The organism is Mesorhizobium sp. 2RAF45 (genome assembly GCF_052115225.1).
Classification (GTDB): Bacteria; Pseudomonadota; Alphaproteobacteria; order Rhizobiales; family Rhizobiaceae; genus Mesorhizobium; species Mesorhizobium jarvisii.
In genome coordinates, this window is the sequence record NZ_JBFRGG010000008.1 from 86,097 (window position 1) to 102,765 (window position 16,669).

Genomic DNA, 16,669 nt, shown 5'->3' on the forward strand with positions numbered 1-16,669 from the left:
CGGGGCAGCGGCGCATGCGTTCCGGCTAAAACGCCCGCGCCAACTCACGATTTGTTCCCGCGTCTTTCGGCAGGCCGGTCAAAAGCTCGTGAACGAAGGCCAGTTTTCGCGCCGTCACGTCCGAAATGACGAAGGGATAGAGGTCGGGCAGACCCATGCAGCGGTTGATCGAATTGGAGGCTTCCGACAGCACCAGCCAGCGGGCAAGGATCTTTTTGAAGGGCTCGGGCGCGTTGGCAGGTTCCGAAGGGGCCGCCTGCAGTTCGCCGCCGGTGTCGCCGCGCGGCAGATCATTGGCCTCCACCGTCTCCAGCCGGCCGAGCGGGAAGTTCAGCGCGTGGACCATCTCCAGCGTGTCGGTGATGTGCAGATGGTGGGCCCAGGTCTCGGCCCAGTCCTCCCAGGGATGCGAGGTGGCGTAAGCCGAGATGTGGTTTTGCTGCCAGTCGGGCGCGGCACCATTGGCGTAGTAGGCTTTCAGCGCCTGTTCGTAGTCGGCGCGATCGTCGCCGAACAAAGCGCGGAAAGCGTCCAGCCTTTGCGCATCGTCGCGGATCAGGCGGTCCCAGTAATAGTGGCCGAGTTCATGGCGGAAATGGCCGAGCAGCGTCCGGTAATTCTCACCCATCTCGACGCGGCGCTTCTCGCGCTCGGCTGAATCGGCCTCGGCGACGTTGAGCGTGATGAGACCATTGTCATGGCCGGTCAGGATGCGTTCGCCGCCGGGTCCGCCGCCGATCGGATCGGCGAGAAAGTCGAAGGCGAGGCCCACCTCGTCGGCGGGCGCCTGTTTTGGCGCCACCGGCAGGTCGAAAGCGAGCAGCGAATAGATGGCGCGCTTCTTCGCCGCCTCGACCCGGATCCAGCGGCGGCGGTTGCCGTCGACGGAGAGATCGGGGATCAGCTGGTTCAGCGCGCAGGCGCGGCAAAACCCCTGTCCCGGTTCGGCCATCCAGTTGCAAGCGCATTCATCGGCATTGGTGCACTGGAAGATGCCGTCGGCGCCCGACAAGGCGAAGCGGGCGTGCTCGGGATCGTAGAGCACGAGGCTCGAACAGTTCAGGCACTGCGCGTTCTCGAAGTAGAGACGATGGCCGCAATGCGGGCAGTCGAACAGTTTCATGTCGGCCTCAAAACCTCAGAGCCCAGCGGGCGGCAGGTGCCCAACGCCGAGCGCCGGCCGCCGTTCCGCATGTGTCGACGCTATTTTGCCGCATGCGGCCCATCGCCTGCAGGGTGCCAGCCGCGGCAAGCCCGCCGCGCCGCCGATGATCACGCCGCCTATGTCGAAAGGCACACCGACATGCCGGGCGCTGGTCCAGGCGCGGCCGCCGACGTGATATCAACGTCTTCCATGGCTATTTCGACCCCGCCACAATAATCACTTGATCGTAGGCAAATTCCCCGGCATTCGCCAGCATCGTGCGGCGGACGGTGACAAATGCTCGTTTCGCTGGCAAATTCGCAGATGGGACGTGAATCAGGCAACCAGGAGAACAATATGGCATTTCTTGCCAAGGGTAGGATTTTAGCGGCCGCGGTGGTGGCCGTACTTGGGCTGGCGACGGGCGCACAGGCGGCGGCCAGCTGTGGCAGCAACGGTGCGGGTTTCGATGCCTGGAAGCCGGGGTTCGCCGCAGAGGCCAAGTCCGAAGGGGTCGGCGCCAAGGGTCTGGCCGCGTTGGCCGGCGCCACTTACGCGACAAAGACAATTTCTGTCGACCGGGGCATTCACAAGGCGTTCAGCGGCTCGGTGGATGCCTTCATGAAGCGCCGTGGCGGCGCGGCGATTATTTCCAAGGGCCGTTCGCTGAAAAAGGCGAACGCGGCGCTGTTCAGCCAGATCGAAAGCAATTACGGCGTGTCGCCCGGCGTGCTGCTGGCCATCTGGGGCATGGAGACCGGCTTCGGTTCATCCATGGGCAACCAGAACACGGTCTCGGCCATTTTGACGCTTGCCTATGATTGCCGCCGTCCGGAATTCTTTCACCCGCATGCCATTGCGGCGCTCAAGCTGGTCGATCGCGGCGCCCTGAGCGCCTCGTCGGTCGGCGCCGCGCACGGCGAGATCGGCCATACGCAGTTCCTGCCCGGGAATGTCCTGAAATATGGCGTGGGCAGCGGCAATTTGCGCGACAAGGCCACCGCACTGGCTTCCACCGCCAACTTCCTGAAAGCTCATGGCTGGCGGCGGGGCGCGAGCGCGGCGGACAATATCGGCGCCATTGCCGGCTGGAATGACGCCAACGTCTACCAGCAGGCCATCGTGCGCATCGCCACGGCGATCGACGGCGACTGATTGAAGTCCCTATCCGACAAGAGCCCGGCCATGAGCCGGGCTTTTTTGTTGCGTGGACGATCACGGAGATCCGGGAATGGCCGAAGCATCCAACTTCGTCATCCTCGGGTCTGCGCTGCGTCGCTGCGCTCCTTGCTCCGCCCGTGGATAACGAAGCGATGGCGTTCCCGGCAGCGGGGTCGTCGCCGATGCGCGGTCAAATCCCGGAGCCGGGGGCGTATTTCACCCGGATTTTCTATTCCACATCAAGCACGTAGGAGCAGCCGGCCAGTGTCTTGCCGGGATGGGAAGTGACGGTCGAGACGTTGAGCGTGATGCGCGTGGAAAGGCTGACGCCGCCGGTGTTGTCTGTGCTTTCGGCAACGACCTTCTCGCCAAGGAACTTGTCCGGCGACGAGACCATTGCCGGGACGTCGAGCTGCCGAGCGAGATCCGCTGCTGCAATGCCGTCAAGCACAGCCATCGGCCCTGATGCGGTAAACACGATTGTCGCCGTCTCGCGCCCGAAGACACGGGTCGGGGCGGGCAGTCGATACTGCCGCAGGAAGGCATTGCCTGACGGCACCTCTTTCCAGCCGAGCGTGCTCGCCGCGCCGGGGTCACCGGCCAGCCAAAGGGCGTAGCCAGTATAAGCGGACACGTCGGCGCGGCATTCGATCAGCGCGGCGAGGTCGAGAGAGGCGGGGTCATAGTCGTCGGCTTTGGCAACAGCCAAACTCGCCAGGACAGCCAAGGCCAGCAGGAAACCGGTTCCAGGCGTGGCAAGGCGCGTGATCACATCACTCTCAATGGTTCGCGTAACCGCTCAGCGGGCATTTCTGGGAGATGGGGACCTGGAAAGTGCCGTCAATACCGTTGCAGTTGCGGAAGTAGCGGTTCTGCCGGGCCGGGGTAGCCGCCTTTCGCTTGCCCTCGATGACCGTCGGGACGCCGGAACCCTGCGCGTAACCGCTCAGCGGGCATGGCTGCGAAACGGGAATCTGGAAGGGGCCGTCGAAACTTTTGCAGGTACGGAAATTGGGGTTTCGCCGCGCCGGAGCCGCCGCCTTTGGCTTGCCCTCGATGACCGTCGGGACTCCGGAACCCTGCGCATAACCGCTCAGTGGGCATTGCTGGGAGGCGGGAATCTGAAACGGAACATCAAAACTTTTGCAGGTACGGAACTTGGATGTCTGCGCCGCCTGCGTTGATTGGCATCCGGCAAAGACGGCGACCACTGCAAGCAGAAAAATTCCGTTTTTCACTGTAAAACCTCCCCTAGCCCCGTAAGAAAAAGTAAGATCCGAGCGCCTGAGCGCATCACTTTCAATAATGCGCCCAGCCGCTCAGCGGGCATTTCTGGGAAATGGGAACCTGAAAGGCGCCGTCGACACCGCTGCAGTTGCGGAAGTTGGATGACCGCGGCGCTTGGGATCGCGTGGGCGCAGCCGGCTTTGGCTTGCCCTTGAGGACCATCCAGATTTCGGTCGGCTGGTCGAGTTGCAGGCGGTTTATGTCGGAATAGCTGATCCGGCCGCTGTGGATACCATCGTAAAGACGCTGGCAGAACAAAGCCGGCAAGCGCTCGAGCGACACACCCATGAACGAAGCCATACCGTGTTTGGCGGTGGTGTTCCATGAATGGACGACGTCGATGCACCCGGCCGCACCCGCCTTCGGGTCGCGCTTGGCGCTGGCCTGCGAGGGCTGGCATACTGCCAAGACGACGACCGCGCCAAGCAGAAGAGGAATGCTTTTTTTCACGGTCAAAACCCCCAAAACCCGTAAATGAACTTAGATGAAGCTGTCAAAAGGTCAAACAAGAACCGACTGCAGGTGGCTTCATTTTCGTTATATTAGCGGTACAAAATAAAAACCCGGCGGAGACGCCGGGTTTCTTGGACATGATTGATAGCGCCAGGCCGTTGTTTGGGTATCAGCCCTTGCGGTTGCGTGCGGCAAGCGTGCGCAGCCTGAGCGCATTGAGGCGGATGAAGCCGGCGGCGTCCTTCTGGTCGTAGGCGCCGCGATCGTCCTCGAACGTGACCAGCGCGTCGGAATAGAGCGTCTTCTTCGACTTGCGGCCGGTGACCATGACATTGCCCTTGTAGAGCTTCAGCCGCACCGTGCCTTCGACGTCTTCCTGGCTCTTGTCGATCATCGCCTGCAGCATCAGGCGCTCGGGCGAGAACCAGAAGCCGTTGTAGATGAGCTCGGCGTAGCGCGGCATGAACTCGTCCTTGAGGTGCGCGGCGCCACGGTCGAGCGTGATCGATTCGATGGCGCGGTGGGCCACGATCAGGATGGCGCCGCCGGGCGTCTCGTAAACGCCGCGCGACTTCATGCCGACGAAGCGGTTCTCGACCAGGTCGAGCCGGCCGATGCCATTGTCGCGGCCAAGATCGTTGAGGGCGGCCAGCATGGTCGCCGGCGACAGCTTCTTGCCGTTGAGCGCTACGGGATCGCCCTTCAGGAATTCGATCTCGATCTCGGTGACCTTGTCCGGCGCGTCCATCGGCGAGACGGTGCGCTGGTGGACGAATTCCGGCGGCTCGCTCCAGGGATCTTCCAGCACCTTGCCCTCGGAAGAGGAGTGCAGCAGGTTGGCGTCGACCGAGAAAGGCGCCTCGCCCCTTTTGTCCTTGGCCACCGGGATCTGGTGCTGCTCGGCGAAGTTGATCAGGTCGGTGCGCGACTTGAACGACCAGTCGCGCCACGGCGCGATGACCTTGATGTCGGGGTTCAGCGCGTAGGCCGACAGCTCGAAGCGAACCTGGTCATTGCCCTTGCCGGTGGCGCCATGCGCGATCGCATCGGCGCCGGTCTCCCTGGCGATCTCGACAAGGTGCTTGGAGATCAGCGGCCGCGCGATCGAGGTGCCGAGCAGATAGGTGCCTTCATAGACGGTGTTGGCGCGGAACATCGGGAAGACGAAGTCGGCGACGAATTCCTCGCGAACATCGACCATGCGAATGTCCTTGATGCCCATCATCTCGGCCTTCTTGCGTGCCGGCTCCAGCTCGCCGCCCTGGCCGAGATCGGCGGTGAAGGTGACGACCTCGGCGCCGAGTTCGGTCTGCAGCCATTTCAGGATGATGGATGTGTCGAGGCCGCCGGAATAGGCGAGCACGACTTTCTTGACGTCTTTGGTCTTGGACATTTCTGCTCCGTCGGTGGCGGACGCCTGGGCAAGGGCGTCACGCATTGTCGGAGCGCCTTTTAGCAGGAACGGCAAAGCGAGCAAGCAGGCGCGGCGCCAGACTGCTGATCCAGCGCGCGGCGAGGGCATAGAACGGCATCAGTCTTTTCGCTGGCGCGGTCCCCAGTTTGCGATAAAGCGCCTGGGAAAACAACCTGCTACAATCATGGGCTGCATTTATGCCCGGGATTTAAGCAAGTTTTCACGTCCTGCCGCTAAACCAGCGACACAGAATTGCCCTGGCCACGCAAGGGTGGCGAAGCGGCTTTTGCCTGCTCATTGCGGGTGTCTCGGGCTTGGACCATTCCTGATGCGCGTCATATCATGCATCGTCACGGAGCATAATCTGTGGCTCGTCCTGCTGGCGGCGCTGATGTGCGTCACCGGCTGCTGGGTGACGATCGGCCTCCTGGACCGCGCCAGGAAAACCGTCGGCGTGCAGATGCGGGGATGGCTTTTCCTGACCGCGGTCGCGGCCGGTTCCTCGGTCTGGTGCACGCATTTCATCGCCATGCTGGCCTATCAGCCCGGCGCGCCGATCACCTTCGATCCGGCGCTCACCATGATCTCCCTGGTCATCGCCATGGTCGGAACCGGGGCGGGCTTTGGTCTTGCGCTCGGCAAAGGCCGCGGCCTGGCGCCGGAATGGGGCGGGTGTGCCGTCGGCCTGGCGATCTCGGCCATGCACTATACCGGCATGATGGCCTATCACGTGGCCGGCATCGTCGAATGGGACGCCTTCTACGTCATCGCTTCCGTGCTGATCGCGATGGCATTCTCCTCCGTGGCGGTCGGCCATGCGGTGCGCCGGCCGTACCGCTGGTCGCACTATGTCGGCATCGGCCTTCTGGTGCTGGCGATCGTCGGCCTGCATTTCACGGCGATGGCGGCGGTGGCGGTGACGCCGCTTTCCTTCATCACCACGGGCACCAATCCCGATATCCTGGACGCGATGGCCGTCGCGGTCGCCGTGGTCGGTCTGATCGTCGCCGCCACCGGCTTCGCCAGCTATCTGATCGACGAACGCGGTCGGCTCGAAAGCTTCGAGCGGCTGCAGCATCTTGCCCTCAACGATGCGCTCACCGGCCTTGCCAACCGGGTCTCCTTCAACGACCGCCTCGACCATGAGATCGAGCGGGCGCGCGAGGATCAGGGCACGATGACCGCCGTCATCGTCATCGACCTCGACCGGTTCAAGGAAATCAACGACCTGCGGGGACACGCCGCCGGCGACCAGGCGCTCAAGATCATTGCCCGCAGGCTGGTAAAGCTGGCCGGCGACGGTGAGTTCGTCGCCCGGCTGGGCGGCGACGAATTTGCCGCCATCAAGCGCTTCAAGGACCAGAACGACCTGCTCGGCCTGGTGTCGCGGCTGGAGAAGTCACTGTTCGAGCCGTTGCGGATCGACGATTTCGAGAGCGTCACCGGCGCCAGCATCGGCGTTGCCGTCTATCCGCGCGACGGGGCCGACCGGGAGAGGCTGGTCAGCAATGCGGATCTGGCCATGTACCGGGCCAAGAACGACGTGACGCGGGCCGTCTGCTTCTACGAATCGGCGATGGACGAGACGGCGCGGGCGCGCCGGGCGCTGGCCACCGATCTTCGCCAGGCAATCGACCGGGGAGAGCTCTCGCTGCACTATCAGGTGCAGACTTCGGTGCAAACCGGCGCCACGTGCGGCTACGAGGCGTTGCTGCGCTGGACGCACCCCGTGCACGGCATGGTCCCGCCCGCCGAATTCATTCCGATCGCCGAGGAGAACGGTTCCATTCTGTCGATCGGCGAATGGGTGCTGCGCACCGCTTGCCGCCAGGCAGCCTCCTGGGACAATGGCCACAAGATCGCGGTCAATCTGTCGCCGGTGCAGTTCGCCCATGCCAATCTCGCCACGCTCGTCCACCAGATCCTGGTCGAGACTGGCCTGTCGCCGAAGCGTCTCGAGCTCGAGCTGACCGAATCGACGATCGTCGCCGACAAGGTGCGCACGCTGCACGTGCTGCGCCAGATCAAGGCGCTTGGCGTGACGATCGCGATCGACGATTTCGGCACCGGCTATTCCTCGCTCGACACGCTGCGCTCGTTCCCGTTCGACAAGATCAAGCTCGATCGCTCCTTCATGGCCGATGTCGAGCGCAGCCCGCAGGCCAAGGCGATCATCCGCGCCGTGCTGACGCTGGGGCGCAGCCTCGACATTCCCGTGCTTGCCGAAGGCGTCGAGACCCATGTCCAGCTCACCATCCTGCAGGTCGAGGGCTGCAACGAGGCGCAGGGCTATTTCCTCGGCCGCCCAAAGCCGATCGATCAGATCGTGCTCATCGGCGGGCCTGATGGCCAGGACGGCCCGCCCGCCTTCGAGGCGCCTGCCAGGATGCGGGCTGCCGCCGGCTGGCGCTCGCCGCCATAGGCTTGAAACTGCAGTTACTGAAGCGATTGCCATGCTGGATCAACGCTTTATCTGGCGCCGGCGTGACGCATCCTGTATAGGCCTACACGTTCCCTGGGGCCTGCCATGTCCTTCATTCCCGACACCGCCACACTGATCCAGTTCGCCATCGCCACCGTGATCCTGGCGATCACGCCCGGGCCAGACATGACCCTGTTCGTCTCGCGCACGCTGAGCCAGGGGCGCGCCACCGGCTTTGCCTCGATGGCCGGCGCGCTGTGCGGCACGCTGATCCACACCACGCTGGTGGTGGTGGGCGTCTCGGCGCTGATCGTCGCCTCGCCGATGGCCTTTTTCGTGCTGAAGATCTTTGGCGCCGGCTATCTCGTCTTCCTGGCCTGGCAGGCCATCGCCAAGGGCTCGGCCTTTTCGCCGGAGAAGAAGACAGGCCCGCAAATCTCGCTGTTGCGCAGCTGGGCGGCCGGGCTCGGCGTCAATTTGCTCAACCCGAAGATCATCCTGTTCTTCATGACCTTCCTGCCGCAGTTCGTCTCCGCGCATGATCCGAACGCGCCGGGCAAGCTGTTCTTCCTGGGCTCGATGTTCATCGTGCTGTCGATCCCGGTGACAGCGCCGATGGTGCTGGCGGCGGAGAAATTTTCCGCGGCGATGAAGGCCAGCCCGCGCGTCACGCGGGTGGTCGATTATCTTTTCGCCGGTGTGTTCTCGGCCTTCGCGCTCAAGATCCTGACGGCCCAGGCGAAGTAGAGACGTTGTCGTCCTTCCACCAGCTTCCGGCCCAGCGCCCGGCGCTCAGCCAGTAGAAGATGCCGCCGACCATGCCGCCGCCGATCACCGCCATGATGGCGCTGGTGTCGGTGATCGCGAAGGTGGACTCTTGGGCGTGGTCGACCAGGCCGAGGAAGACGACCGCCACCACCGCACCCGCCAGCGCATAGTACAGCCAGTCGCGCCGGCCGAGGATTTCGGCAAGCAGGATGACGATCACCGCCGGCAGGAAGGCGAAATAGGCGACGAACAGAGCGACGAAGGGGATCGAGAAATACAGCGAAGCCGTCGCCGTCGGGTGCGTGTGGTCAGGCGTGTAGCCGAGCGAGGCCAGGAACAGAACGTTAAGGAAGGCGCTCGCCGCCAGCGAGGCGACGGCATAGCCGAACAGGATCATGGCAAAGCGAACGAGATAGGCGACGAGACGGGTCATCCGGGATCTCGCGGCATCAGACGGCCGGACCTGCGCCCGGCCAGGAGCCAGTAGACCGAACCGGCGACGGTGCCGGCCGTGGCCAGGAAGCCGAGAAAGCCCGGATTGAAGACAAAGCCTCCGGCCGAGCCCGGGACAAGAACGCCAAAGGCGATGGAGGTGATCGCGCCCGTGACCGCGAAATAGAACCATCCCCGCAGCGACAGCCATTCGGCGACCAGGATCGCGGGGCCAACGATCAGCAGAGCGCAGACCGCCACGGTCAGCACGGCGAGCGGGAAGGACCCGAGCCAGTCGAAGGTGAAAACCAGCGACCAGTTGCCATATTCGATGCCTTCCAGCAGCGTGATCAGCAGCACCGGCACCAGGATCGAGGTCAGCACACCGGCGATGTAACCGACGGCTATGATGGCGATGCGTTTAAGCCCGGCGACGAGACGGCTCACGCCTCCCCATGCCCCGCGATCATCATGGCTTCCAGCGCCAGCCGGTCCACTTTTCGCATGCGCTCGGATTCCGATTTCAGCTGGCCGCAGGCGGCGAGGATGTCGCGGCCGCGCGGCGTGCGGATCGGCGAGGCATAGCCGGCATTGTTGATGTAGTCGGCGAATTTCTCGATCGTCTCCCAGTCCGAGCACTGGTAGTTGGTGCCCGGCCACGGGTTGAACGGGATCAGGTTGATCTTGGCCGGAATGCCCTTGAGCAGCTTGATCAGGCCCTTGGCGTCCTCGATGGAATCGTTGACGTCCTTCAGCATCACATATTCGAAGGTGATGCGCTTGGCGTTCGACAGGCCGGGATAGGCGCGGCAGGCGGCGATCAGTTCCTTCAGCGGATATTTCTTGTTGATCGGCACCAAGAGGTCGCGCAGATCGTCATTGGTGGCATGCAGCGAGATCGCCAGCATGACGCCGATCTCCTCGCCGGTGCGGAAAATCTCGGGCACGACGCCGGAGGTCGACAGCGTGATGCGGCGCTTCGACAGGGAAAGCCCGTCGCCGTCGGAAGCGATCAGCAGCGCCTTCTTCACCGCCTCGAAATTGTAGAGCGGCTCGCCCATGCCCATCATGACGATGTTGGACACCTTGCGGCCCTCGGCCGGCACGATGGCGCCGTCCGGCGTATCGCGGTCGGGGAAGTCGCCGAGCCGGTCGCGCGCGGTGAGCAACTGGGCGAGAATCTCTTCCGCCGTCAAATTGCGCACCAGCTTCTGCGTGCCGGTGTGGCAGAAGGAGCAGGTCAGCGTGCAGCCGACCTGCGAGGAGATGCAGAGCGTGCCACGGCCTTCCTCGGGAATATAGACGGTCTCGATCTCGACCGGGCGGCCGGCGCCGCGCGGCGGAAAACGGAACAGCCATTTGCGGGTGCCGTCGGAAGAAATCTGCTCCTCGACGATTTCGGGACGCGCGACGGTGAAATGCTTGTCGAGCTCGGCGCGCAGGTCCTTGGAGATGTTGAACATGCCGGCAAAGTCGGAAACGCCGCGCACATACATCCAGTGCCAGAGCTGCTGGGCGCGCATCTTGGCCTGGCGCTCCGGCACGATGCCGGACGCGACCAGCGCCTCGCCAAGCTCGGCGCGCGTCAGGCCGATCAGCGACGGCTTCTCGGGCGCGGCGCGGGCGCGCAACGCGTCACGGGCACCTTCAGTGGTGAGGTCGAAGGAAAGGGTCATGGTCGCACTGATATAAGCGGTTTGCGGCCGATTTCATCCATCGTGCCGGGAACTGAAGCGCGGCGCATAGCACAGGTTGCGGGCAGAGTCATGCGGAGCGAACGCAACCATACGCACTTCGGCTGACAGCCCGCTCCGACTATCTGACAGCTTTGCCCTATCTTCCCGCTGCAAAGGAGAGATCACATGGTCGTGTTCGCGTAACGATTCCCATCGCGCCTTCGAAGTCTGAATGGGGCAACCATGCCTCTACAAAATGGGAGTATGCAGAATGAACTCTATCAAGTTCGCCGTCATTGCCGGCCTCGTCGGCCTTTCCGCCTCGCAGGCATTTGCTGAAGACGCAATGGGCACGATGACCATGATGAAGGGCGGAGAAGTGATGGCGATCATGCCGGATGGGCACATGGGCACCATGATGCCGGATGCAAAGATGGGTGCCGAGATGATGAAGATGGCAAAGCCGATCAAGCACTGCATGATGATGATGACCGACGCCAAGGGCAAAGCCTTCATGATCGATACGTCGACCAAGAAGGCTCAGGCCGAATGTGAAAAAATGGCCATGTAAGACTGGACCTGTCACGATCGAGACTCGCCGGCGCACACGCCGGCGGGTCATTTTGATACGAGTCCCAACTTCGCCGGACTTCGTTTCCCGCTCCCCGTCATTTAGCTCGCGTGTGACGGCGGCCTGACCTCGCAGGCTTGATCGACCTCATGCCTGTGCTAGGGCTGGGCATTCAACGCGAGGACAGACATGGCCGGAACATCGCGAAAACATCCCATGCTGCGGCGCTCGCGGGCGATGTGGGGCTCGCGGCGTGTGTGGCAGCCGCGGCTGGTGTTCTGGGCCGGCGCGGTCTCGATCGGCGTCATCAGCGTGCTGTTCGCGGTGTTGGCCGACAAGGCGCAGGCGCTGTTCCATATGATGATCGGCGATGGTGGCGGCCGGCGCTTCTATCTGCCGCTTGCGATCACGCCGCTCGGCTTTGTCCTGTGCGCCTGGCTCGCCCACGCCTTCTTCCCGGGTTCGCAAGGCAGCGGCATTCCACAGGCGATCGCCGCGCGCCATTTGCGTGAAGACGACGATCGCAACCACCTTCTGTCGCTGCGGCTGGCGGCGGGCAAGATCGCGCTCACCGTCGTCGGCCTGTTCTGCGGTGCTTCCATCGGCCGCGAGGGCCCGACCGTGCAGGTCGGCGCGTCGCTGATGCTGCAGGCGGCGCGCTGGGGCGGCATGGCGCAGGCGCGCGGCCTGATCCTGGCCGGCTCGGCCGCAGGCATTGCCGCCGCCTTCAACACGCCGCTGGCCGGCATCGTCTTCGCCATCGAGGAGATGGGCCGCACCTATGAGGCGCGCACCAACGGGCTGGTGCTGACGGCGGTGATCCTGGCCGGCCTCGCCTCGCTCGGCCTGCTCGGCAATTACACCTATTTCGGCGTCTCGAAGGAGACGATCGCGTTTGCCGCCGACTGGCCGCTGGTGCTTGGTTGCGGCATCATCGGCGGCGGCTTCGGCGCGCTGTTCTCGCTGCTGGCGCTGAAGATCACGCGGCGGATCCGCCGCTGGCACACGCAGCAGCCTTTGCGGCGCGCCTTGCTGGTGGCGGCTGTCTGCGGGCTCGGCGTGGCGGTGATCGGCATCGCCTCGGGCGGGCTGACCTTCGGCACCGGCTACGCGCAGGCGCGCGGCGCTGTCGAAGGCGCGCCGCTGCCATGGTTCTTCTTTGCCGAGAAATTCCTGGCCGGGCTGCTGTCGATGGTCTCGGGCATTCCCGGCGGCATCTTCGCGCCGTCGCTGGCGGTCGGCGCCGGCATCGGCAGTTCGCTTGGGCTGCTGTTCGGCGCCAGCGCCGGGGCTGCCGCGCTGCTCGGCACGGCCGGCTATTTCGCCGGCGTCGTGCAGGCGCCGATGACGGCCTTCGTCATCATCCTGGAGATGACCGGCAATCACGACAATGTCATCGCGCTGATGCTGGCCTCGATGTTGGGCTACGGCACGGCGCGCATGATCTCGCACGAGCCGCTCTATCATGCGCTGTCGCGCGTCTTCATCGCCGAGGCGATCCGGCGGCGGCGGGCGGAGACCGTGCCGGAACCAGGTCAGGGCTGAACGAGAACCCCTATGGCGGGCCCTCAGGTGCCTGCGGGAGGCGAACCTCACTGTTGCGCCACAGGGAAAGATCGCCCTGATTTTCGATGTCGCCCTGGGAGGCAAGAACGGCTATTCGCTCGGCGATTTCTTCCCAGGACGCTTCCACGCCGGCTTTGCGAAGTGCTTCTTCTGACTTCGCTACGATCATGGCGGTCTTCTGCCACCGCTCCACGACCATTTGCATAATCGTGGCGTCGATGTCGCGATTTGTCATAGGGGTTGGCAGCAGCCTATTTGCACTTGGCGATCGACGACAGCGCCGCCGAAATGCCCTTCAGCGAGAAGACATAGGAGGTGGGGTTGCCGCGGCCGGACTTCGCCGTCACCTTCATGTCGGTGCCGGTCTTCATGGCGGCGATCAGCACCGGCTCCTCGGCGGCGTTCTCGACCCAGGCCGACTTGCCGCGCGTGAACATCGAGAAGGACTTCTTGTCGATGGTGACGGTGGCCTTGGAGCCTTCCTGGAAATTGTAGCCGGCGATGAATTGCGGCTCGTAGGACACCTGCTGGCCGGGACGCTGGCTGACGAAGAAGAACATGTCGCCATGGTCTAGCGTCGGCGGCTGCTTGTCGGTCGGCACGGTGAGCACGTAGCAGACCTTGCCGCCCGATGCCTGGTAGCTGTAGGTGCCCCAGGCATTGTGCTGGCCGATCTTGGTCGCCTGCTGCGCCAGAACGGGCGCTGCCGAGGCCACCAGGACCAGACTCGAAACTAGTGCTATCAATCCGCGCATCGTCTTTCCCGTATTCCAAATGGTGCGGGGGCGGGCCGCATGGCGTCCTGCCGTCGCTTCATTTTGATTTAATCTGGGTTACCAAACGGTGAATTTCCCTCAAGAAAAGGACGCTCACCCCAGGAAACCGCCGCCATTCCCGCGCCGCCGCCTTGTCAGCGGCCGGCGCGACGTCCCTTCGGCGACTTGGAGGCCACGAAAGCGGCAAGAGTTTGACTTTTCAGCAGGGCTCCAAACGCCTCTGTCCACAGGGCGCGCGCCACGTGAAGGTGCTCAGCTCCTGTCGGCGATGGCGTCCTTGGCGGCCTGGCGATGTGCCGGCGTGATGTGGGCGCTGACGGCGGTGATCGCGGCGGTCAGCACGGCGATGTCGTCGGTGAAACCGAGGCCGACGACGAAGTCGGGGATGAGGTCCACCGGCAGGACGAAGTAACCGAGCGCGGCCACCAATATGCCCTTGGCGCGCAGCGGCGTGTTCTTGTCCATGGCGCAGTAATAGGCGGCAACGACCTCTTCCATGAACGGGATCTGCCGCGCGGCCTTCTTGGCCGTGCGCCAGAATTTCTCGCGCACTTCGCCCTCGCCGCCCAGCCTGTCGCCAAAGCCGAAGAAATCAAAACCGGATTCTCGCGCCATCAATCACTCCTTGCGGGCTCATGCGCGTCCTGGCGCATGCCTCGCGGGGGAAAATGTGGTGAAAGCCGGACCCGGCTGCAAGATGCCGGCGCCGATTTGGGCTCGCCGCTCACGGCCAAGCGTGCATTTAGCCGCCGAAATAGTGGTTCATCTTCTTGGCCAGCGCGATGTCGAGCGCCGTGACGCCGCCGGCGTCATGGGTGTTCAGCGTCACGTCGACGGTCTTGTAGACATTCGACCAGTCGGGGTGATGGTCCATCTTCTCGGCAGCCAGCGCGACGCGGGTCATGAAGGCGAAGGCTTCGGAAAAATTCCTGAAAACGAAGCTGCGCTTGATCGAGCCGCCGTCCGGGGCCAGCGACCAGTCGCCGAGTTCGGCAAGGGCAGCGGTGATAGCGTCCTTGCTGAGTTTTTCTCTCGTCATGATGTTTTCCCGTGCTATTTCGAATTTGACCCTCACCATAGTGCAAGTTGCCCCGGAGTGCTTCGCGGTTTTGGGGTTCCAAATGCACAAACGGCGCATATCGAATGAGCTTAAAGCCGATAAATTCCATTCTGTTCGTCTGCCTCGGCAACATCTGCCGTTCGCCACTGGCCGAGGGCGTCTTTCGCGCAGTCTGGGCCGAGCGTGGCCGGGGCCGCGACATGCTGCTCGATTCGGCCGCCACCAGCGGCTGGGAGGTCGGCTCGGCCCCCGATCCACGCTCGATCGCGGTCGCGATGCGTCACGGCATCGACATTTCCGGACAGAGGGCACGCAAGGTCCGGCGTGAGGATTTCTCCCGTTTCGACCTGATCCTCGGCATGGACCGCTCGAATGTCGCCGATCTCAAGGCGCTGGCGCCCGCGCGGGACCGGGTGCACCTGTTTTTGGAGTTCGCGCACGGACAGGCGCGTGACGTGCCCGATCCCTATTATGACGGGCCGGAGGCCTTTACCGAAGTCTACCGCATGATCCGCGAAGCGTCGGAGGCGCTGGCGACGCGGCTGGCGGCGCGGGCATCGTTGCCGGACAGCGGCCAGGCTTCCTCGACGATATAGGGGCCGCCGCCGACCGAATCGCGCGACGACATCAGGACGAAGCGGCCGATGCGGAAGGGTAGCGTCGAGAAATTGCCGCGTGCCGACAGGTATTGCGCGACATCCAGCGGGCTCGAATTGCGCAGCCGCGCCAGTGTGACGTGCGGCATGAACTTGCGCGGATCGGCGGGGATGCCGAGCCGCTGGCAGATGCGCTCGATCTCGCCCTGAAGCGCGGCCAGATCGGGCGAGGCGGACGCCCCGGCCCATACCGCATGCGGCTTTTTCTGGCCGAAAGCGCCGACACCGGACAGGGTCAGCGAGAAGGAGGGGCGGTGGACGCGGTCCAGCGCGTTGGCGATCTCGTCGGCGACATGGCCTTCGACATCGCCGATGAAGCGCAGCGTCAAATGGTAGTTTTCGACATCGATCCAGCGGGCCCCGGGCAGGCCGCCCCGGAGCAGGGACAGCGACAGGGCAGCATCACGCGGAATTTCGAGGGCGGTGAAAAGACGCGGCATGAAGAGCCTCCCTTCCTCGAATCGAACTGTCACCCATAGCGAATCATCGATAGTCGAACGGAGCAAGAGGTTTATTGGTCACAGTCTTTGCTAAAAATTTCCCTAACGGAAAGCGGTTCCGGCCGGCCTCACGCGCCTCCGGGCACCGCGGCAATGGCTTTCTCGACCGTCGGGAGGATGCGCTCGACCATCAGGTCGACCCCCTTGGCGCTCGGATGCAGGCCATCCTCGAGCTGCATGCCGGGCTGCCCGGCGACGCCGTCGAGGAAGAACGGGTAGAGCGGGACATCGTATTTTTTCGCCAGCTCCGGAAAGATGGCGTCGAAGGCGGTCTGATAGTCGGCGCCGAGATTGGGCGCGGCGCGCATGCCGGCCAGAAGCACGGCGATCTTGCGCTGCTTGAGCTTGGCCAGCATCTCGTCGAGGTTCTTCCTGGGAATATCGGGCAAAACGCCGCGCAGCATGTCGTTGGCGCCGAGTTCGAGGATGACCAGCTGGGTTCCGTCCGGCACCGACCAGTCGAGCCGCGCCAGGCCACCGCTGGTGGTGTCGCCGGAAACACCGGCATTGGCGACGGCCACGTCACGGCCCTTGGCGCGCAGGGCGGCCTGGAGCTTGTCGGTAAAACCCTCGCCGGGCCCGAGACCGTAACCCGCCATCAGGCTGTCACCGAAGCCGACGATCTTGAAGGGCTCCGCCCGCGCCGACGAAATGGCGCCGCAAAGAGCGAGGAAAAGGATCAAGCCTGCGGCTATCTGGCGTTTGAAAGACATAAGGCAGGCCCCATATGACCAAAGGATTCTTCCGGGCGACGGCTTCCGGCAAACACAGCCTTCACGCTCC

General features: G+C 63.8%; 20 protein-coding genes. 6 read left to right on the forward strand and 14 right to left on the reverse strand.

Translation table 11 applies throughout. The annotated features are described in order from the left end of the window. Positions 1–25: 25 nt before the first annotated feature. Positions 26–1,123 (reverse strand): zinc-binding metallopeptidase family protein, encoded by a 1,098-nt coding sequence (locus AB4Z43_RS21060; RefSeq protein ID WP_038650655.1) that lies wholly within the window; start codon positions 1,121–1,123, stop codon positions 26–28. A 378-nt stretch (positions 1,124–1,501) separates the two neighbouring features. On the opposite strand from AB4Z43_RS21060, the gene AB4Z43_RS21065 reads away from it, so the two are divergent. Beyond that, complete coding sequence (locus AB4Z43_RS21065; RefSeq protein ID WP_027047549.1) at positions 1,502–2,299, forward strand: lytic murein transglycosylase; 798 nt, start codon at positions 1,502–1,504, stop codon at positions 2,297–2,299. 235 nt (positions 2,300–2,534) lie between these two features. Here AB4Z43_RS21065 and AB4Z43_RS21070 read toward each other — a convergent pair whose 3' ends face one another. The 4 genes from AB4Z43_RS21070 to AB4Z43_RS21085 all read right to left on the reverse strand — a co-directional run bounded on the left by AB4Z43_RS21070 (position 2,535) and on the right by AB4Z43_RS21085 (position 5,438). Beyond that, positions 2,535–3,077, reverse strand: a complete 543-nt coding sequence (locus AB4Z43_RS21070) for a hypothetical protein (protein WP_441938870.1) — start codon at positions 3,075–3,077, stop codon at positions 2,535–2,537. 7 nt (positions 3,078–3,084) lie between these two features. Further along, positions 3,085–3,543: a hypothetical protein gene (locus tag AB4Z43_RS21075; RefSeq protein WP_441938871.1), complete on the reverse strand. Its 459-nt coding sequence runs from the start codon at positions 3,541–3,543 to the stop codon at positions 3,085–3,087. A gap of 61 nt (positions 3,544–3,604) precedes the next feature. Beyond that, positions 3,605–4,042: a hypothetical protein gene (locus tag AB4Z43_RS21080; protein ID WP_441938872.1), complete on the reverse strand. Its 438-nt coding sequence runs from the start codon at positions 4,040–4,042 to the stop codon at positions 3,605–3,607. 172 nt (positions 4,043–4,214) lie between these two features. Next, entirely contained in the window at positions 4,215–5,438 is a 1,224-nt protein-coding gene (locus AB4Z43_RS21085) for an argininosuccinate synthase (protein WP_441938873.1), read from the reverse strand. Between the two features lie 349 nt (positions 5,439–5,787). Here AB4Z43_RS21085 and AB4Z43_RS21090 point away from each other — a divergent pair, with 349 nt between their 5' ends. After that, on the forward strand, positions 5,788–7,881 hold the full coding sequence (locus AB4Z43_RS21090; protein WP_441938874.1) for a putative bifunctional diguanylate cyclase/phosphodiesterase: 2,094 nt from the start codon (positions 5,788–5,790) through the stop codon (positions 7,879–7,881). Positions 7,882–7,986: 105 nt separating this feature from the next. After that, complete coding sequence (locus AB4Z43_RS21095) at positions 7,987–8,628, forward strand: LysE family translocator (RefSeq protein ID WP_019862084.1); 642 nt, start codon at positions 7,987–7,989, stop codon at positions 8,626–8,628. Here the strand turns inward: AB4Z43_RS21095 and AB4Z43_RS21100 are convergent. Genes AB4Z43_RS21100 through rlmN form a run of 3 tightly spaced genes read right to left on the reverse strand, consistent with a single transcriptional unit; the run spans position 8,600 to position 10,757 of the window. After that, entirely contained in the window at positions 8,600–9,082 is a 483-nt protein-coding gene (locus AB4Z43_RS21100; protein ID WP_038650645.1) for a hypothetical protein, read from the reverse strand. The genes AB4Z43_RS21095 and AB4Z43_RS21100 overlap by 29 nt on opposite strands. Beyond that, entirely contained in the window at positions 9,079–9,528 is a 450-nt protein-coding gene (locus AB4Z43_RS21105; RefSeq protein WP_019862082.1) for a hypothetical protein, read from the reverse strand. Before AB4Z43_RS21105 ends, AB4Z43_RS21100 begins: the two co-directional genes overlap by 4 nt. Then, positions 9,525–10,757 carry a 23S rRNA (adenine(2503)-C(2))-methyltransferase RlmN gene (rlmN, locus tag AB4Z43_RS21110; protein WP_019862081.1) on the reverse strand — a complete coding sequence of 411 codons (1,233 nt, stop codon included), beginning with the start codon at positions 10,755–10,757 and terminating at the stop codon, positions 9,525–9,527. The genes AB4Z43_RS21105 and rlmN overlap by 4 nt, the downstream gene beginning before the upstream one ends. 271 nt (positions 10,758–11,028) lie before the next feature. Here rlmN and AB4Z43_RS21115 point away from each other — a divergent pair, with 271 nt between their 5' ends. Both AB4Z43_RS21115 and AB4Z43_RS21120 read left to right on the forward strand, forming a co-directional pair. Beyond that, entirely contained in the window at positions 11,029–11,328 is a 300-nt protein-coding gene (locus tag AB4Z43_RS21115; protein ID WP_019862080.1) for a hypothetical protein, read from the forward strand. 189 nt (positions 11,329–11,517) lie between these two features. Then, positions 11,518–12,873, forward strand: a complete 1,356-nt coding sequence (locus AB4Z43_RS21120; protein WP_441938875.1) for a chloride channel protein — start codon at positions 11,518–11,520, stop codon at positions 12,871–12,873. Positions 12,874–12,883: 10 nt separating this feature from the next. Here the strand turns inward: AB4Z43_RS21120 and AB4Z43_RS21125 are convergent, their stop codons facing one another. From AB4Z43_RS21125 to AB4Z43_RS21140, 4 genes are all read right to left on the reverse strand, one after another. Then, positions 12,884–13,129, reverse strand: a complete 246-nt coding sequence (locus AB4Z43_RS21125) for a hypothetical protein (RefSeq protein WP_441938876.1) — start codon at positions 13,127–13,129, stop codon at positions 12,884–12,886. Positions 13,130–13,145: 16 nt separating this feature from the next. After that, positions 13,146–13,649, reverse strand: a complete 504-nt coding sequence (locus tag AB4Z43_RS21130; RefSeq protein ID WP_010912373.1) for an invasion associated locus B family protein — start codon at positions 13,647–13,649, stop codon at positions 13,146–13,148. A gap of 273 nt (positions 13,650–13,922) precedes the next feature. After that, entirely contained in the window at positions 13,923–14,285 is a 363-nt protein-coding gene (locus AB4Z43_RS21135; RefSeq protein ID WP_038650638.1) for a YkvA family protein, read from the reverse strand. Between the two features lie 127 nt (positions 14,286–14,412). Then, the gene (locus AB4Z43_RS21140) at positions 14,413–14,709 is read right to left on the reverse strand and encodes a 4a-hydroxytetrahydrobiopterin dehydratase (protein WP_027047546.1); all 297 of its coding nucleotides are present in this window, start codon (positions 14,707–14,709) and stop codon (positions 14,413–14,415) included. Positions 14,710–14,813: 104 nt separating this feature from the next. Here AB4Z43_RS21140 and AB4Z43_RS21145 point away from each other — a divergent pair, with 104 nt between their 5' ends. Then, entirely contained in the window at positions 14,814–15,326 is a 513-nt protein-coding gene (locus AB4Z43_RS21145; RefSeq protein ID WP_084791711.1) for a low molecular weight protein-tyrosine-phosphatase, read from the forward strand. Here AB4Z43_RS21145 and thpR read toward each other — a convergent pair. Beyond that, positions 15,230–15,826 carry an RNA 2',3'-cyclic phosphodiesterase gene (thpR, locus tag AB4Z43_RS21150; RefSeq protein WP_019862074.1) on the reverse strand — a complete coding sequence of 199 codons (597 nt, stop codon included), beginning with the start codon at positions 15,824–15,826 and terminating at the stop codon, positions 15,230–15,232. The genes AB4Z43_RS21145 and thpR overlap by 97 nt on opposite strands. 128 nt (positions 15,827–15,954) lie before the next feature. Continuing rightward, positions 15,955–16,599, reverse strand: coding sequence for an arylesterase (locus AB4Z43_RS21155; protein WP_027047545.1), 645 nt, complete (start codon positions 16,597–16,599; stop codon positions 15,955–15,957). Positions 16,600–16,669: the final 70 nt, after the last annotated feature.

Excerpts from the sequence above, each read along its gene's own strand:
- AB4Z43_RS21060 (WP_038650655.1), bottom strand. The coding sequence starts at position 1,123 with ATGAAACTGTTCGACTGCCCGCATTGCGGCCATCGTCTCTACTTCGAG.
- AB4Z43_RS21065 (WP_027047549.1), top strand. The coding sequence starts at position 1,502 with ATGGCATTTCTTGCCAAGGGTAGGATTTTAGCGGCCGCGGTGGTGGCC.
- AB4Z43_RS21085 (WP_441938873.1), bottom strand. The coding sequence starts at position 5,438 with ATGTCCAAGACCAAAGACGTCAAGAAAGTCGTGCTCGCCTATTCCGGC.
- AB4Z43_RS21090 (WP_441938874.1), top strand. The coding sequence starts at position 5,788 with ATGCGCGTCATATCATGCATCGTCACGGAGCATAATCTGTGGCTCGTC.
- AB4Z43_RS21095 (WP_019862084.1), top strand. The coding sequence starts at position 7,987 with ATGTCCTTCATTCCCGACACCGCCACACTGATCCAGTTCGCCATCGCC.
- AB4Z43_RS21100 (WP_038650645.1), bottom strand. The coding sequence starts at position 9,082 with ATGACCCGTCTCGTCGCCTATCTCGTTCGCTTTGCCATGATCCTGTTC.
- rlmN (WP_019862081.1), bottom strand. The coding sequence starts at position 10,757 with ATGACCCTTTCCTTCGACCTCACCACTGAAGGTGCCCGTGACGCGTTG.
- AB4Z43_RS21115 (WP_019862080.1), top strand. The coding sequence starts at position 11,029 with ATGAACTCTATCAAGTTCGCCGTCATTGCCGGCCTCGTCGGCCTTTCC.
- AB4Z43_RS21120 (WP_441938875.1), top strand. The coding sequence starts at position 11,518 with ATGGCCGGAACATCGCGAAAACATCCCATGCTGCGGCGCTCGCGGGCG.
- AB4Z43_RS21125 (WP_441938876.1), bottom strand. The coding sequence starts at position 13,129 with ATGACAAATCGCGACATCGACGCCACGATTATGCAAATGGTCGTGGAG.
- AB4Z43_RS21130 (WP_010912373.1), bottom strand. The coding sequence starts at position 13,649 with ATGCGCGGATTGATAGCACTAGTTTCGAGTCTGGTCCTGGTGGCCTCG.
- AB4Z43_RS21135 (WP_038650638.1), bottom strand. The coding sequence starts at position 14,285 with ATGGCGCGAGAATCCGGTTTTGATTTCTTCGGCTTTGGCGACAGGCTG.
- AB4Z43_RS21140 (WP_027047546.1), bottom strand. The coding sequence starts at position 14,709 with ATGACGAGAGAAAAACTCAGCAAGGACGCTATCACCGCTGCCCTTGCC.
- AB4Z43_RS21145 (WP_084791711.1), top strand. The coding sequence starts at position 14,814 with ATGAGCTTAAAGCCGATAAATTCCATTCTGTTCGTCTGCCTCGGCAAC.
- thpR (WP_019862074.1), bottom strand. The coding sequence starts at position 15,826 with ATGCCGCGTCTTTTCACCGCCCTCGAAATTCCGCGTGATGCTGCCCTG.
- AB4Z43_RS21155 (WP_027047545.1), bottom strand. The coding sequence starts at position 16,599 with ATGTCTTTCAAACGCCAGATAGCCGCAGGCTTGATCCTTTTCCTCGCT.